At 65.3% G+C, this 16,545-nt stretch carries 12 protein-coding genes and 1 pseudogene; 6 read left to right on the top strand and 7 right to left on the bottom strand.

Annotated features, from left to right (window positions below; translation table 11 throughout):
* Window positions 1-250: 250 nt before the first annotated feature.
* From ACERNI_RS01985 to ACERNI_RS01955, 7 genes and pseudogenes are all read right to left on the bottom strand, one after another.
* Window positions 251-1,423, bottom strand: coding sequence for a CaiB/BaiF CoA transferase family protein (locus ACERNI_RS01985; RefSeq protein WP_448831580.1), 1,173 nt, complete (start codon window positions 1,421-1,423; stop codon window positions 251-253).
* Window positions 1,420-2,205, bottom strand: coding sequence for an enoyl-CoA hydratase-related protein (locus tag ACERNI_RS01980; protein WP_448831798.1), 786 nt, complete (start codon window positions 2,203-2,205; stop codon window positions 1,420-1,422). The genes ACERNI_RS01985 and ACERNI_RS01980 overlap by 4 nt, the downstream gene beginning before the upstream one ends.
* Window positions 2,206-2,283: 78 nt before the next feature.
* Window positions 2,284-2,634: pseudogene (locus ACERNI_RS01975) on the bottom strand (hypothetical protein); the annotation flags it as partial.
* 1,774 nt (window positions 2,635-4,408) lie between these two features.
* Complete coding sequence (locus ACERNI_RS01970; protein WP_448831579.1) at window positions 4,409-5,110, bottom strand: nitroreductase; 702 nt, start codon at window positions 5,108-5,110, stop codon at window positions 4,409-4,411.
* A gap of 189 nt (window positions 5,111-5,299) precedes the next feature.
* Window positions 5,300-6,127, bottom strand: a complete 828-nt coding sequence (locus ACERNI_RS01965; RefSeq protein ID WP_448831578.1) for an SDR family NAD(P)-dependent oxidoreductase — start codon at window positions 6,125-6,127, stop codon at window positions 5,300-5,302.
* Between the two features lie 485 nt (window positions 6,128-6,612).
* A complete protein-coding gene (locus ACERNI_RS01960) occupies window positions 6,613-7,719 on the bottom strand; it encodes an NADH:flavin oxidoreductase (RefSeq protein WP_448831577.1) in 1,107 nt (368 codons plus the stop codon).
* 184 nt (window positions 7,720-7,903) lie between these two features.
* The gene (locus ACERNI_RS01955) at window positions 7,904-8,272 is read right to left on the bottom strand and encodes a general stress protein (protein ID WP_448831576.1); all 369 of its coding nucleotides are present in this window, start codon (window positions 8,270-8,272) and stop codon (window positions 7,904-7,906) included.
* A 486-nt stretch (window positions 8,273-8,758) separates the two neighbouring features.
* Between ACERNI_RS01955 and ACERNI_RS01950 the strand changes: the two genes are divergently transcribed.
* The 6 genes from ACERNI_RS01950 to ACERNI_RS01925 all read left to right on the top strand — a co-directional run bounded on the left by ACERNI_RS01950 (window position 8,759) and on the right by ACERNI_RS01925 (window position 16,493).
* The gene (locus ACERNI_RS01950) at window positions 8,759-10,216 is read left to right on the top strand and encodes a flavin-containing monooxygenase (protein WP_448831575.1); all 1,458 of its coding nucleotides are present in this window, start codon (window positions 8,759-8,761) and stop codon (window positions 10,214-10,216) included.
* Between the two features lie 13 nt (window positions 10,217-10,229).
* Window positions 10,230-11,873, top strand: coding sequence for an AMP-binding protein (locus tag ACERNI_RS01945; protein ID WP_448831574.1), 1,644 nt, complete (start codon window positions 10,230-10,232; stop codon window positions 11,871-11,873).
* 61 nt (window positions 11,874-11,934) lie between these two features.
* Window positions 11,935-12,684: an SDR family NAD(P)-dependent oxidoreductase gene (locus tag ACERNI_RS01940; protein ID WP_448831573.1), complete on the top strand. Its 750-nt coding sequence runs from the start codon at window positions 11,935-11,937 to the stop codon at window positions 12,682-12,684.
* A 210-nt stretch (window positions 12,685-12,894) separates the two neighbouring features.
* Window positions 12,895-13,722, top strand: a complete 828-nt coding sequence (locus ACERNI_RS01935) for an SDR family NAD(P)-dependent oxidoreductase (RefSeq protein ID WP_448831572.1) — start codon at window positions 12,895-12,897, stop codon at window positions 13,720-13,722.
* 217 nt (window positions 13,723-13,939) lie between these two features.
* Window positions 13,940-15,562, top strand: coding sequence for a class I adenylate-forming enzyme family protein (locus tag ACERNI_RS01930; protein ID WP_448831571.1), 1,623 nt, complete (start codon window positions 13,940-13,942; stop codon window positions 15,560-15,562).
* A gap of 307 nt (window positions 15,563-15,869) precedes the next feature.
* Window positions 15,870-16,493 carry a TetR/AcrR family transcriptional regulator gene (locus ACERNI_RS01925; RefSeq protein WP_448831570.1) on the top strand — a complete coding sequence of 208 codons (624 nt, stop codon included), beginning with the start codon at window positions 15,870-15,872 and terminating at the stop codon, window positions 16,491-16,493.
* The last annotated feature ends 52 nt before the right edge of the window (window positions 16,494-16,545 follow it).

Genomic DNA, 16,545 nt, shown 5'->3' with positions numbered 1-16,545 from the left:
GAATCGCCGGGGTGTTTCAATACCGGCGCGCCCCTCCGCCCAAGCATTTTCGACCAGACCGGGCGCGACTTTGGACCAGGAGAGCAGACGATGCGCGCGCCAGGGCCATGGGCCGGGAGGCGCCTCAAGCGCGACGCCCCAAAAGCGATGCCTCAAGATCGACGCCTCAAGAGCCTCAACCTCCAGGAATTGTTGCCAGCTGGCGCCCTCATGCGGAGCCGGCGCGCGGCTCCGCATGAATCCGTCAGGCTCAGGACGCTGTCTTCGCCCGCACGCTCCAGGTGTGCTCGCCAAGTTGCGGCGCCGGCCGCCCTTCGGAGGCCAGCGGCTCTGCGAAACGCACCGGATGCTTCATGGCGAAATAGGCGCCTTCGACCGGATGATCCTGGTGGGAGAAAAACGTCGTTTGCGCCAGATGGGCGTCATTCATGATGTCGCCGATATCGCGCACGGCCTGGGCCGGGATCTGGGCCGCGCGGCACATCTCCAGCAGTTCGGCCGTGGTGAACCCGGCGGTGAGACGCGCCAGTTCGCGATAGAGCAGCGCCAGGTTGACGCCGCGCAGCTTGCGGGTGGCGAAACGCTCATCCTTCATGAAATCCGGGTTGCCCAGGGTTTCGAAAACCGTGAACCAGGACTCGTCCGTATAGGGCACGATGCTGATATAGCCGTCACGGGTCGGAAATGGCTGCCGGTCGGGATCGATCTGCCGGAAGTAGCCGACGGGCGCATTCGGCGGATCGAAGGCGAGGCCGCCCAGGTGCTCGATCAGCATGAAGTGGGAGAAGGCCTCGAACATCGGGATCTCGACCTTCTGCCCCTCGCCGGTGCGCAGCCGGTGAATGATGGCGGCGAGCACTCCATAGACCGCATGCAGGCCGGCGACCTTGTCGGCGATCAGCGACGGCAGATAACGGGCGCGCGGATCGCCATCGACCCGCGGCAGCAGGCTCGCGGCGCCCGTCGCCGCCTGGATGACGTCGTCATAGGCCTGGAGGTCCGCATAGGGCCCATCCTGACCAAAGCCGACGCAATGGGCGTAAACGATCCCCGGGTTGGCGGCCCGCACCGTCTCATAGTCCAGCCCCAGGCGCTCCATGGCCTTGCCGCGCACATTGCAGACGAACACGTCGGCTTCCCTGAGCAAAGCGTTCATGCAGGCGAGGTCGTCCGGGTTCTTGAGATTGAGCGTGACCGACTGCTTGCCGCGATTGATCGCCAGGAAGCCAGGGCTCATGCCCGGTGTCTTTTTCGCCTTGCCCGACCAGCGGAAGCTGTCGCCGCCGGCCGGGTTTTCAATCTTGATGACCTCGGCGCCCAGCTCCGCCAGAACATGCGTGCAATAGGGGCCGAACACCACGCTCGTCAGGTCAACGACCTTGACGCCCGCCAGCATCGGCTGGCCGTCCGCCGGGGCGATCATGAGCCGCTCCATTGGGGTTTGCGTTTTTCGGCGAAGGCGGTGACGCCTTCACGGAAATCGCGGGTCCGCATCAGCCTGCCGAAGATCCGGTTGTTGGCGTCCATCGCCTTTTCAAGCGATTCCAGTTCTTCCAGCCGGTTCAGCGCCTCCTTCGATGCCCGGATCGCCGATGGCGAGTTTTCCAGAAGCCGGGCGGCGAGGGCGCGCGCCGCCGCCATGGCCTGGCCGTCCTCCACCTGCTGGTTGATGACGCCCAGGGCCTCCGCCTCTGCGGCGCTGAAATGGCGGCCGGTGAGGATCAGCTCCATCGCCGCCTTGCGTCCGATCTGCCGGGTCAGGCGCTGCACGCCGCCAGCGGCGGCGTAAAGGCCCACCTTCACCTCCGGCAGGGCGAACCGCGCCGTGCTGTCGGCCACCGCCAGATCGCAGGCGAGAACGATCTCCAGGCCGCCGCCCATGGCGACGCCGTTGACGGCGGCGATTACCGGCTTGGTGCGGTCAAAGCGCCCGCACAGGCCAGCGAACCCGGTTGGCGGGATCGACATGTCGCCGCCCTTCGCCGTGACCTTCAGGTCGTTGCCGCTGCAGAACGCCCGGTCGCCGGCGCCGGTGATGACGCCGACCCACAGGTCGGGATCGCGCTCGAACTCGTCCCAGATTTCATGCAGCTCGAAATGAACGGCGCTGTGCAGGGCGTTCATGGCGTCGGGACGGTTCAGCGTCACCTCCAGCACGTGGCCGTCGCGGCGGACAAGCACATGCTCAAACCGCCGCTCCGGCAGGCCGCCCGCCGGGGCGGGCTCGCACAGGCGGTGCGACGGCGCGATGAAATTGGCGCCGTTCTCATGGACGATGCGCACCCGCCTGCCGACCGGATCATCCGCATGCAAGCTGTACAGGGTCGGACGATGGCCGGTGCGGGCCCGGGCGAGAATCCGCCCCTTGCTGTTGGAGGCGATGATATAGCCGCGCGACGGGCGGCCCTTCTTCCACGTAACCGTATAGGCCTCGATGGTCGCCTCGGTCGCCTCCGCCAGCAGGCGCGGCGCGGGGGCTGAGTCGATGCGCGCCTGAATGTCGTCGCCAGGAACGCGGACGTGGCGCGGGGCCCAGGCCTGCGGCGGCGTGGTGGAATAGACGCCAGCGGCTTCCTTGGAGAGGAAGCCGCCATTGGCCAGCACCAGCCCCCACGATCCGGGCGCCGCCCGCATCCGCTCCGCCATCGTGGCGATGGCGTGCATGGAATAATTGTTGCCGGCGCCGCCGAAGAACGGCAGGCCGCCCGTCACCGTGCAGGGCGTCTGGCGCCAGTCGAGGTCAAGCGCTTCGGCGGCGATCAGCACGGCGCAGGGAAAACAGCTGTACAGGTCGAACTGGCTGATATCGGCGGCGGTCTTGCCCGCCATGGCAAGCGCGCCATGCAGCGCCGCTTCCATGGCGCGCGACCGCGACAGGTCTGGGCGCTCGACGATCAGCCGGTCCTTCGCGGCGGCGTAGCCGTGCAGGAACACCCATTTCGACGGGTCGATCCCGGCCTCGCGCGCGGCGCCGACGGAGGTCAGGATCAAGGCGGCGCCCTGGTTCACCGCATCCTGCGCCACGTGCCATTTCAGATAAGGATCGGCGATGCGATAATTGGCGGCGCTTTCGGTGGCGAGAAACGCGCGGTCGCGCGCCTCGGGGAACTGCGCGTAAGGGTTCTGCGCCGCAACGGCGGAAAAACCCTCCAGAAGTTCCGATATCAGCGCGACATAGGCCGCCTGGTCGAGGCCGAGACGGTTGCGCAGGGCATGCTCGAACACCGTATAGCTCTGGGTCGGCATGCCAAGGCCATTGGCGATCTCGTATTCAGACAGCAATGTCGGGCCGATGCCGCGATCTTCCCATGGCTGCTCGACGCTGCGGGACCAGTCCAGCCGGGCTTTCGTCTTCAACGCCGTCTTGAGGGCGGCGATCGCCTCCGAGCCGGCGAGCAACGCCGCGCGCATATCGCCAGCGAAAATCGCCTCCGCCGCCTCGTTGACCAGCGCCTGGGGCTGGTCGCCGCCGACGACTGAATAAACGCAGCGGGCAGGCGACAGGCCCAGCTCCGCCGCCAGCGTCGCCGGCGGGTTGGCGCAACGGCCAAGCGGATGGCGCACGCTTCGCATGGAATCGTGGTTGGCGCGGACGACGAAGACGCTGTCGATCAGGGAAGCCAGCGCGGCTGCCGCGCCGCTGTCAGCCAGAGCGGCCCTGGCGGCGTCGACCTGAAGGCCCAGCGGATCTGGCGCCGCCGCCACGTCCTTGCCGTCCCAGTGGCGAACGATCTGGCCAACGCCGACCAATACCGGAGTGCGGGGATCTGTTTCCAACATGGTCGGCTCGGTCTCCTCATATGACTTAAATGGTTATTTAAACTCCGCCTAAATGAACATTTAATATCAGTCAATGCACATGACCCGCCGGCGCCGCCAGGCGGCGAAGCATCATGGAGCAGCCAGGCGGCAAAACGTCTGGCTATGGAGCGGCCAGAAGCTTTTCCGTTTGGCGAAACGGCTGGCGAGGCGGGGCGCGCGGCAACGCGCGCCGCGACGGCGTCGCCGGGGCGCCCCAGCGCTCAGAAGCGGGAAACGAGGAGTGGGAGACCAGGAGAGGGAGCCCAGGAGCGGGAGACCCGGAGCGAAAGGCCAGGAAAGGGAGGCCAAGAAAGGGAGCCAAGGAGACCGGGGGGCGGCGAAGCCGCATCGCGTCAGGGCGCCGCGTCAGAGCATGCCGCGTCAGAGCATACCTGGTCAGAGCATGCCGGGTCAGTGCAAGCCGGGTCAGTGCAAGCCCGGTAAATTCCGGTTCGCATGGGTCTGGTCCATCTGGTTGATGTGATGGGATTTTGTCGGGAAAATTCCAGTTCGCTTTTCCCGAAAGCGCGCCCATCGCGCTGCTGCATCCGACATTTGCTCCCCGCGCGATGGGGGGAGGCAAATGTCAGGCCGGCTCCGCCGGAATTCAGTCGTCGAAGCCCACGAAGGTCGTGGCTTCATCCACCGATTTGCGACGCGAAATCACGCTGTTGGCGGGAAAACTATCGTCCGGGTACCCCATGGCGATGCACATCATGATGACCTGATCATCAGCGATGCCGGCGTGCTCGCGCACGACAGGCGACTGCATGATGCCCTGGCTGTTGATGACGCAGCCGAGCCCCCGCGCCCAGGCGGCGTTGACCAGCGCATTGGCGACGGCGCCGCAATCGAACGGGGCGATATCGCTGCCGTGCACCGTCCGGTCATAGGTAATGACCACCGACACCGGCGCGTCGAACTGGCGAAAGCCGCGCATGACCCAGTCCAGACGCTTCTCCTTGTCGTGGCGCTCGATGCCCATGGCGCCGAAGAGCTGCTTGGCGATGTCAATCTGCCGCTCCCGGTGCGCCGGGTCGGACTCATCGCGGATGCGAAACTCGCGCGAATGCGGCACCCCGGCCAGATTGCGCTCGGTATTGCCAGCGCGAATGCGATCGAGCGGCGCGCCGGTCAGCACGTAGAAGTTCCAGGACTGGGTATTGTGCGAGGAGGGTGCGCGCATGGCGACCTCGAGGATCTCGCGGATCAGTTGCTTCGGAACCGGAGCGGATGTGTAGCCGCGAATGCTGCGACGGCCGCGCACGACGTCTTCGTAGCTGGCGCCCTGCTGAACCGGTGCTGTCATGGGTGTCTCCCTGGTGATGTTTATGGTTGCCTGGCCGTGACGGGCGGCGATTTGTGCGGGCCTGGACAATGCCGGGCATCCTTGTCGGGTCGTTGTGGCGGCGCGGGGCGCTTCATGCAACGTCTGGCGGGCCGCCTCTTGCTGACGCCGCGCCTGCAGGAGCGGGCCCGAAGCCTGTGGGCCTGGCGCTCAGACCGGAGCGCCGGGCGTCTGGTCCTCAAAACTGGTGCGGCCGCCAGCGGCCATGCCGCCATCCACGACAAGGTCGTGGCAATTGACAAAGGCGCCTTCGTCGGACGCGAGGAATAGCGCCGCCGTGGCGATATCGTGGGGCGTTCCCGAACGGTGCAGCGGCGTTGCCCGGGCGAGGTTCTGCGTCAGCTTGCGCATTTTTGCTTCTGAATGCGCCGGGTCAAGGCCCGTGGCGACCTGCGATCCGCCAAAGAAAATCGGCGTGGCGATTGCCCCTGGCGAGATGCTGTTCACGGTAATGCCGAAGGGGCCAAGCTCCAGGCCGGCCATTTCGGTGGCGCGGCGCACCCCAGCCTTGGCGATGGAATACAGATAGCCGCCCATATGGCCGCGGATGGCGGCGATGGAGGCATTGTTGATGATGGCGCCGCGTCCCTGGGCTTTCATGACAGGCGCGGCGTAACGGATGCCGAACAGCACGCTGCCCAGCAGCAGGTCCATGGCGTGATGATAATCATCGCCGGTGATGGTGTCGGCGTTGCCGCGGGTTGGGCCGCCGGCATTGGAGAACAGGCAATCCAGCCGGCCAAAGCGCGCCGCCGTCGCGTCGATCGCCCGCTTCACGTCCGCCTCAAGCGCCACGTCGGTGGCGATGAACGCGGCGTTGGCCCCCAGTTCGGATGCAAGCGCTTCGCCCTTGCCGACGTTGCGGCCGGCGATCATCACTTTTGCGCCTTCCGCGACAAACAGCCTGACGGTCGCTTCCCCAATGCCGCTGGTTCCGCCGGTAATCAGCGCCGCCCGGCCAGCAAGACGATTTCCCATCCGTTTCCTCCCCTGAAGCGTTATTGCGGCGCCATTGTTCTGTTGCCGGCATGGGCGGTCCGCTCCACGCGGCCGTGCAAACGCCTGATCAGAAAAACCGCTGGCAACCGGTTAATGTTATCGCACCGGACGACTTTGCCGGTTGCGGTGCGCAGGATGTGCGAGCGGATGCAAACGTCAAAATCGGCAAGGCAGCATCTGTCCCGGCCTGCGTTGAGGCAAGCGGATTCAGTCGCGATGGCGCGTCGCGTCCCACATCCGGGCATCGCGAATCCGTATCACGGCATATGTCGCGGCATGTGTCGCCGCGCACATACGGAGCCGGGCGGCGGGCCTATGTTGCCTGCATGAAACGCGGGCCAGTCGCCTGGCGTTTCGGGGATCGGGAGATCCCCACTCCAGCGAGACCTCCCTGAATTTGGCCGCCTCAAAAGGGCGGCCTTCTTTTTTGTGCGCCAGAGCGTCCCTCAGGGCCAGGAAGCCCCTCAGAACAGGGTGGCAAGATCCGTGCGCTCGAAGTTCTTCAGTTCATCCGTGCGGCCGTCGCGGATTTTCAGCACCCATTCCGGGTCGGAGATCAGCGCGCGACCAACGCCCACCAGGTCGAACTCTCCGGCTTCCAGGCGGCGCAGCAGGCCATCGAGAGACGCGGGCTTTGAACCCTCGCCAGCGAAAGCTGCGATGAATTCGCCGCTCAGGCCAACCGAGCCAACGGTGATGGTGACCTTGCCGGTGAGCTTTTTGGCCCACCCCGCGAAATTCAGGTCAGATCCCTCGAACTCCGGCTCCCAGAAACGGCGCTGCGAGCAGTGGAAGACGTCAACGCCGGCCTCGGCGAGCGGCTCCAGCCAGGCGCGCATTTCTTCAGGATTATGGGCGATGCGCGCGTCGTAGTCCTGCTGCTTCCATTGCGACAGGCGCAGGATCAGCGGGACGTCGGGGCCGATCGCCTCACGCGTCTGACGCACGATTTCGGCCGCGAAGCGGGCGCGTTCCGGGATGCCGGCGCCGCCCCAGGCGTCGTCGCGCTCGTTGGTCCCGCGCCACAGAAACTGGTCGATCAGATAGCCATGCGCCCCATGCAGTTCCACGGCGTCGAAGCCGATGTCCTTCGCCGCCCGCGCGGCGCGGCCGAAGGCGTGCAGGGTGTCAGCAATCGCTTCTTCGGTCATTGGCTCGGTGAAGCGCTTGCCGGGGCGCGACAGGCCGGACGGAGCGTCCACCGGCTGCGGGTCCCACGACGGATCACGGCCACGCGCCGCGCCCACATGCCAGAGTTGCGGCGCGATCAGGCCACCCTCGGCGTGTACGCCATCGACGACGCGACGCCAGGCGGGCAGGGCGTCGCCGAAGAAGTCGGGCACATTCGGGTCATTCTTCGCGGCGGGCCGCTCGACGACAGTGCCTTCGGTGACGATCAGCCCCACATCGGCGGCGGCGCGCCGGCGATAATAGGCGGTGACATCGCCAGTTGGCACGCCTTTCGGCGAAAACGAGCGCGTCATGGGCGCCATGACGATACGGTTCTTGAGGCGCAAGCCCTTGAGATCGAAAGGCTGGAACAGGGCGTCTGCTGACAATGCCGTCTCCATTCGTTGGCGCAACGCGGACATGCGCCGGAACTCAGACATATGTGTCAGCCTGACCGTTTATCAATCCAGTAATTTTTTCTTCGGACTGGCGGCAGCCCCCGCCCATGCCGCGCCAGCTTTGGCGCGCGCGGCGGGGGGGGGGGGCGGCACAGCGCGCGATCGCACGCCGGGTACGGTGGAAGGCCTACGGCTTTTCATCATCCGCGCCGCTGTCCTTGCGGCGGCGGCCGGAGGCTTTGCCCGCGGTTGAAGCCAGCGCGCGATCCTGGGAAAACGAACGTAGCCCGGCGTCCACATTCCGTCCGCCCTTGCGGCCGGCAGCCGCGGCAAGTTCTGGCTGGGCCGAAAAGGCCCGTTTTTCCTTCGGCACGCTTTGCCCGCCAAGACTGGCGATAGCTTTCACTTTTGCCGGATCCATTGCAGCAAATCCCCGACGGGATCGCGGTTTTTCATCACTCATGGCCTCACCCCCTGAATTCTGCTTCATGAGTGCCGGTTGCGGTGGATTTGGTTCAAATTTTTCGCGGCATTGTGGCCCGTGCGGCAAATCCACGGCATTCCAGCGGATTAATTGCGTCGCCGGGGTCCCCTGACGTCCGCTGCAACGCGAGACGCACAATGCTTCCGCAACAAACTCCGCCCTGAAGCCTGCCCCCAAGGCAGCCACTAGGTCATTTCAGACCGGCGCACATGGCCATTTTGGCATAGACGGATGGTGGCGCCGGCCGGGATCGGGCGCCCAAAGCGAAGCTGGCGCATCCCGCATGTCTGCGTCCCGGCACATCGGGCGACCGGCCGGCAGGCCAATGGTTCGCGCCTCGAATGCGCGCGGAGTATCATGTAAATATTTGAAATTATTTATGTATTAAAAAACAACGCCCGCGGCTCCGCCCCAGCCGCACCACACGGTTTGCCGTCAGGCGCGAACGGAAGACCGAAACCATTCCGCCAGGGCTTGCGGAAAATATACTGATGAGTATATAAAAGTACCAATTGGTTAAAGCGACTGGTTCACCGGTCAGGCAAGCGGGAACACAACATGGGTAGCACTCCGTTCAGGGTCGCCGTCATTGGCGCGGGCGCCTCCGGCATCGCCACCGGCGTCCGGCTCAAGCAAGCCGGCATTGCCTTCGACATCTTTGAGCGCGCCAACGACGTCGGCGGCACATGGCGCGACAACCGCTACCCGGGCCTTGCCTGCGACGTGCCTTCGCATCTGTATCGCTATTCCTTCGCGCCCAACGCCGAGTGGACGCACGAATATGCGCCGGCGGCCGAGATCCACGCCTATTTCCGCAAGGTTGCCGAGGATCTTGGCATTCTCGCCCATGTCCGGCTGTCGAATGAGATGAAGACGGCTGAATACGCCGGCGACGGCCTGTGGCGCCTCGTCACCAGTCAGGGCGACCAGGGGCTTTATAACGCCGTGATCCTCGCCACCGGCATCCTGCACCAGGCGGTGCTGCCGGAAATTCCTGGTCGCGACAGCTTCGCCGGAGCTGCCTTCCACAGCGCGCGCTGGGACCGGAGCCTTGATATTGCCGGCAAGCGCGTCGGCGTCATCGGCGCCGGCTCCACCGCGACGCAGATCCTGCCGGCCATCGTTGACCGGGTTGCCTCCGTGTCGCTGTTCCAGCGCACGCCGCAGTGGATCAGCCCGGTGCCGAACAATGCTTTCTCCGAAGAGAAGAAGCAGCAGTTCCGCGACAATCCGGAAAAGATGGGCGAGCTGTACGCATTCCTCAACGACGTCTTCAACAACCGCTTCGCCTCGGCGCTGGTCGGCGCCAATGACGAAGCCCTGGCCGAAATGGCCCGCGCCTGCCGGGAAAACCTGGAGAACAACGTCCATGATCCGGATCTGCGCCGCCGTCTGACGCCGGACTACCAGACCGGCTGCAAGCGCCTGATCGTCTCGGACAAATTCTATCCGGCCATCCAGAAGGACAACGCCCATCTGGTCGATACGCCAATTGCCTGCATCGAGCCGGGTGGGGTGCGCACGAAGGATGGGGAGCTGCACGAGCTGGACGTCATCGTCTACGCCACCGGCTTTGATCCCTTCGCCTTCTTCCGCCCGGCGGTGATCACCGGCCGCGACGGCGTCACGCTGAACGAGCGGTGGAAGGACAGCTGCCAGGCCTACCGCTCCGTGGCCGTACCCGATTTTCCCAACCTGTTCTTCATTGGCGGCCCCAACAGCCCCATTGGCAATTTCTCCTATCTGCGCACCGCGGAAGTGCAGATCGGCTACGCCATGCAACTGGTGCGGATGCTGGCGGATGGCGCGCACCGTGAGATCGAGCCGACCCGCGTGGCGACCGAGACGTTCAACGCCGAGGTGTCGGAGGCAATAAAGCACACGGTCTGGGCCACCGGCGGCTGCACCAGCTGGTATTTCGACAAGCAGGGCAATGTGGTGTCGTGGCCGTGGACCTACGCCCGCTTCGAGGCGGACCTCGGCGCACCCCGCATGGATGAACTGAAGGTCGCCTGAACGGGGAAACAACGTGTCCCAGATCATGTCAGCAGATCGTCAGCGCGCCGCCGGCGCGGGCGGCGTCCCCGATCGCCATGACGCGGTATTGCGCTACGTGCTTGAGCGCCGCGCCGCCGCCCATCCGGACCGGCCGTTCCTGCGCTTTCCGGATGGCGCGCTGATCACTTACCAGGCATTCCGCCAATCGGTGGAAGAACTGGCCGCCGGTCTTGCGGCGCTTGGCGTGAAGCAGGGCGACAACGTCAACGTCTGGCTGCCCAACACCGTCGACATCGTCCAGGTGTGGTTCGCCATCAACTGGCTCGGCGCGGTCTATGTGCCGATCAACACCGCATATCGCGGCGGGGTGCTCGCCCATGTGCTGGCCAATGGCGGCGCCTCGGTGCTGGTCGCCTCTGGCGCGCTGCTGGAGCGGCTGCGGGGCGTGGATCGCGGCGCCATCCGGACCATTGTCGTTCAGGGCGGGACCGACTCCGTTATCGACGGCGTGGAGATGATCCCGCTCGCCGCCGTGGCCCGCGATGCATCGGAGCTGCCGCCGCTGGCCCGGCCCATCGAGCCATGGGACCCGCAGTCGATCATCTATACCTCCGGCACGACAGGCCGCTCCAAGGGCGTGGTCAGCTCCTACGCCCACATGTGGTGCATGGGCGGGCCGGCCTCCTATCCGATGCTGGACGAGACGGACAGCGTGCTGTGTTTCCTGCCGTTCTTCCACATCGGCGGCACGTTGCCGGTGTTGCTGATGCTTGACCGGGGCGGCGCGGTCGGGCTCGGCGGCGATTTCAGCACCGAAGGGTTCTGGCCAGCGGTGCACGCTACCCAGGCGACCTACAGCATCCTGCTCGGGGTGATGGCGAGCTTCATCATGAAGCGCCCGCCGTCGGCGGAAGACCGCCAGCATACCCTGCGCAAGGTCACCATGATCCCGCTGCCGGGTGATTCACAGGCGTTCGCCGCGCGCTTCGGCGTCGATGTCTGGACCCTGTTCAACATGACCGAGCTAAACACGCCGATCGTCTCTGAACGCAATCCGGCGACGCCGGGAACCTGCGGCAAGGCGCGTCCTGGCAACGAACTGCGCATTGTCGACGCCCATGACTGCGAGGTCGCGCCCGGCGAAACCGGCGAACTGATTGTCCGCAGCGATGCGCCATGGGCGCTGAATTCTGGCTATTTCGGCAATGTCGAAGCAACCGCCGCCGCCTGGCGCAATGGCTGGTTCCACACCGGCGACGCCTTCCGTGTCGACGCCGACGGCAATTACTTCTTTGTCGATCGCATGAAGGACGCCATCCGCCGGCGCGGGGAGAATATCTCCTCGTTCGAGGTGGAGGCGGAAATCCTGGCCCATCCGGCGGTGCGCGAATGCGCCGTGGTCGGCGCGCCAGGCGAGCATTCGGAGGACGACGTGCTGGCCATCGTCGCCGCCGCGCCGGGCGCGACCATCGATCCGGCGGAGCTGCTGGCGTTCCTGCAGCCGCGCCTCGCCCACTTCATGCTCCCCCGCTACATCCGCGTCGTCGCCGACCTGCCGCGCACGCCGACCCAGAAAATCGAGAAATACCTGCTGCGGGCCGAAGGGGTGACGGAAACGGTCTGGGACCGCGAGCGGGCGGGCATCCGGGTTCGCCGCGAGAAGCTCTCCAACTGAACAATGACAGGAGCAGGGCGCGCCATTGGGAGGCCGACGCCATGACAGGGAAGGAAACCACATGAAGCGCATCGCACTGGTTACCGGCGCCTCGCAGGGCGTCGGCCTCGGCATCGTCCGGGTGTTTCTCAAGCACGGCTGGCGGGTGTTCGGCGTCGACCAGAAGCCGGCTGACGCCTCGCTCGCCGCCCATGAGGACTATGCCCACCAGGTCGGCGATCTGCGCGAGGCGGCGGACTGCGAGCAGGCGATCACCGGCTGCCTCGCCAGCTTTGGCCGCCTCGACGCCCTGGTCAACAACGCCGGCCTTGGCAACGCCCGTCCGTTCCTCGAAACTTCTGACGATGACTATGAGCGTTATTATTCCATCAATGTGCGGCCAGTGCTGCGCCTGTGCCGCTTCGCCCTGCCGGCGCTGAAGGAAACGAAGGGCTCTATCGTCAATATCGCCTCGGCTTTTGGCCTGGTGGGCGTTGGCGTCAGCGCCGCATACGTGCCGACCAAAGCCGCCGTCATCGGCATCACCACGATGCTGGCCACCGAATTTGGCCGCGACGGCGTGCGCATCAACGCCGTGGCGCCGGGCCTGATCTGGAGCCCTGGCGCCGACGAGCGCATCCGCAACAACAAATGGTGGCATCGCATGATGGTCGAGGGCACGCCGCTCGGCCGCGTTGGCCAGCCGGAGGAGATTGGCGAGGCCTGCGCTTTTCTGGCGTCGGAAAACGCCGGCTTCATCCATGGGGTCGTCCTGCCGGTGGACGGCGGCTGGTCGATGGCGAAGTTCCTGCCCGAACCGGCGGATTTCTGAGCCAAAGCCAGCCGGGCCATTTTCCGGCAAAGGCGCCTGGGGAACCCGTCCCGCTGGGCCGGGCCGTTTCATCGCGTGACTCAATTTACCTAATAGTATTAATATATACCATCAGGTAGGATGAGCGACCTCGATCTGGAAACGAGGGGAGGCCCCGCGCGATGCGCGGCCCACCGGCGCCTGATCCGCCCCGTCAACCGGAGCAAGCAAATGGATGCAGCAGAATCTGCCGCCGTGCGGCCGCGCGACTGGATGCGCCACTCGCAGCTAGAGGGGCTCGTGGCGCTGGTTGCCGGCGCCGGCAGCGGCATCGGCGAGGAAACCGCCCGCGTTATCGCGGCCAATGGCGGCAAGGTGCTGGTCACCGACATCCGCGGGGAAGCGGCGGACAAGGTCGCCGCCGCCATTGTCGCCGGTGGCGGCGCGGCGATCGCCGCCGCCATGGATGTGGCCAACCAGACGGATATCGACGCGGCGGTCGCCGCCGCCGTCGCCGCCTGGGGACGGCTGGACATCGTCATCAACGCCGCAGCCCTTGTGAAGGCGGGCCGGGTGGAAGACAGCGACCTTGAGGACTGGCGGCGCAGCTTCCGCGTCAATATCGAGGGCGCCATCATGCTGTCCCGCGCCTGCCTGCCGCATCTGCGCCAGAGCCCGCACGGCTCCGTGGTCAATATCGCCTCGCTCGCCGGCATCGGCGCCTATCCCAATGGCGGCCCTTACGGCGTCACCAAGGCGGCCCTGATCGCCCTGACGAAGACCATGGCGCTTGAATGGGTGGACCATGGCGTGCGCGTCACTGTGGTGAGCCCCGGCACCGTCGAAACGCCGCTGATGCGGGCGGTGCTGACGCCGGACGTCATCAGGCAGCGCGCCGCCCGCATTCCCATGGGACGCCTCGGCCAGGCGTCGGAGCTGGCCGATACAATCGTCTTCCTGGCCTCGCCAATGGCGTCTTTCATCACTGGCCAGAACCTGAACTGCGACGGCGGCCTCTCCCAGGCGCTGATGGTGCAGAAGTTCAACGCCGATCTGTGATGGATCAGCGGGCGCGGCGGACGGACGATGGCGGTGACTTGCGCTGACGCGCCCGGCCGGATTTTTCCGGGTGATTTGATTGAACGCGTTGTCCTCGCGCAAAGTGGCGTCCGCTTTGCCGGAAAACGTTTTAAGTTGCGGCAAAATGGATCGCGCCGGACGTTCACGCGCCCGGCCAGCGCCCGTTTCAGCGGCATGCGATTATGGAGAAACGCCCTTGTCAGAAACAGTCACACGCTTTGGCGATCTGTCTGGCCGCGCCGCCAGGCTCTGGCCCGATGCGCCCGCCGTCAGCTTTCGCGACCGGCGGTTGAGCTTCGCCGAACTGCATGCCCAGGTTGATCTGGCCGCCCGGGCATTGCTGGCGCATGGGACAGGCAAGGGCGATGTGGTTGGCATGTGGATGACCAACCGGATTGATTTCACGGTGATTTTCCTCGCCGCGCAACGCATTGGCGCCATCGTCGCGCCCCTGAACACCCGCTATCGCGAATACGACGTTTCCTATGCCCTGCAACTTGCCGAGTGCAAGATTCTGTTCGTGGTGGAGCGGTCCGGTCCGGTTGAATACGTCAGCATGCTGAAGGGGGCGCTGCCGGGCTTCGATGGCCTGCGCTTTGACGGAGCCGAGGGGTTCCCACACCTGCAGCACGTCGTCATCGTCAGCGATGCGCCAGCTGATGCGCCAACCGCATGGACGCGTTTTCTCGCCCGGGCCGGGGAGGTTTCCCCGGCGCAGCTGGAGGCCGCCGCCGCGGCGGTGACACCGCAGGATATCGCCCTGATTATCTTCACCTCGGGCACCACCGGCAACCCCAAGGGGGTGATGCACGACCACAGCATCGTGCGGAACATTTTCGAGCGGCACAAACTGTGGCCCGCCGTGGCCGGAGATGCGGTGCTGTGCTTCCTGCCGACGTTCCACACCTATGGCCTGTCGGACAATCTGGTCGCGGGGTTGCTCATCGGCACGCATCAGGTGGTGATGGACGCCTGGAGCCCCGCCGACGCGCTGGATCTGGTCGCGCGCGAGCGGATCGTGGCGATGCACGGCTTTGAGACCCATTTCGCCGACATCCTGCGGGCGCAGGCGCAATCGCCCCGCGATGTATCCAGCCTGAAGTTCAGCTCACTCCCAGCCGGCATGGAAAATTCCAACGCCGTGGCCGCCCAGGTGCAGGGCGTGTTGTGCCCCACCTTCTCGGGCTGGGGCATGTCGGAAGTCGGCTGCTTCGTCTTCATGAGCTCGATGGACAACACCCTGGAGCAGCGCACAACCACCTCCGGCCGGCCGATGCCGGGCCTCGAGGTGCGGATTGTCGACCCGGAAACCGGCGTGGACCGCCCCGCCGGCGTCGAGGGTGAAATTCTGGCGCGCGGCTACACGGTGATGCGCGGCTATTTCCGTGACCCCGAGGCGACGGCGAAGACAGTTGACCGCGACGGCTGGCTGCACTCCGGCGATCGCGGCTTCCTGCGGCCGGACGGCTTCATGCAGTTCCTCGGCCGCTACAAGGAAATGCTCAAGGTCGGCGGCGAGAATGTATCGCCTGCGGCGCTGGAGCAGGAGTTGCTGGCGCTTGTGCCGGCGATTGAGCAGGTGGCGGTGGTTGGCGTGCCGGACGAGCGGCTGGCCGAGGCGCCCTGCGCCTATGTGGTGCTGAAAGCCGGCGCCACATGCTCGCTGGCCGACGTGCAGGCGGCGTGCAAGGGCAAGATCGCCAGCTTCAAAATCCCGCGCCATCTGGTGGTGGTCGACGCCCTGCCGATGACCGCTTCCGGCAAGGTGCAGCGCGTGATGCTGGCAAAGCGCGCTCGCGAAGAGTTGCACCCCGCCTGAGGCTGGCGTTTCACCGTCCGCGCCGGCTGGAGAATGCGCTAGAGCAGTTTTCGATCAATCTGGATCGCAAACTGCTCCAGTTCTCTTTGTTTTGAGCGAATTCTGATCGATCAGCCGATTCCGGCTGATCGGAAAGCGCTCTAACACATTCCCGGCCGGCGCGGACCGCGTGCAAAGGTTTCAGGCAGGGGCAGGTCTTGCCGGCGCAAGCACCGCGCCGGGTCGGCGACGCCGGGACTGGCGCTCTGTCTGGGTTGGCTGTATCTGACAGGAAACGCAGCGCCCGGGGCTGCTCCGGAAGGTTGTCATGAGCGTCAAGAAGCAGGTCAGGGAATACAAGCGTGAGCTGATCCTGTCGGCCGCGACCAAGCTCTTCTATGAAAAGGGTTTTCAAAAAACAACGATCGACGACATTGGCGCGGAGCTTGGGGTGACCAAGCCGTTTATTTATACCTATTTCAAGAATAAATATGCGATTCTTGAAGACTGGTTCGACCAGGCGTTCTTTGATCTCTATGATGATGTCGCCGATCCGCTCAACAACACCGATGGTTCGCCCGTCGAGCGGCTGCGGGCGTTTGTGACCGTTTACGTGCGCAGCAATATCGAGCGCCAGCGGTTCACCGCGATCATGCTTGAGGAAGAAAAGAACCTCACCCCGGAAAAAATCGCCGACATCCGCGCCAAGCAGCGGGAATTCGACGTCAAGCTGGCCAGCCTGATTGCCGAAGGCGTCGCCAGCGGCGATTTCCACGTGGATGATCCCCGCATCGCCTCGCTTGCCGTCAGCGGCATGGTGCGCTGGGTGCACCGCTGGTATTCTGACAAGGGCCGCCTGTCGCCGGACGACCTCTCTGCCTCGCTTGCCCAGCTGGCTCTCAACCTCGTGGGCCACAATCCCGCAGCGGCCGCAACGCGCGATAACGCATGAGGTCAGCCCCCGGCTGACGCGGGCCCAGATCATGCGGCAAAGGTCATGTGGC

The organism is Camelimonas sp. ID_303_24 (assembly GCF_053543495.1).
Note: the sequence above shows the minus strand (reverse complement) of the source record. Positions and strands in the feature narration are given on the sequence as shown.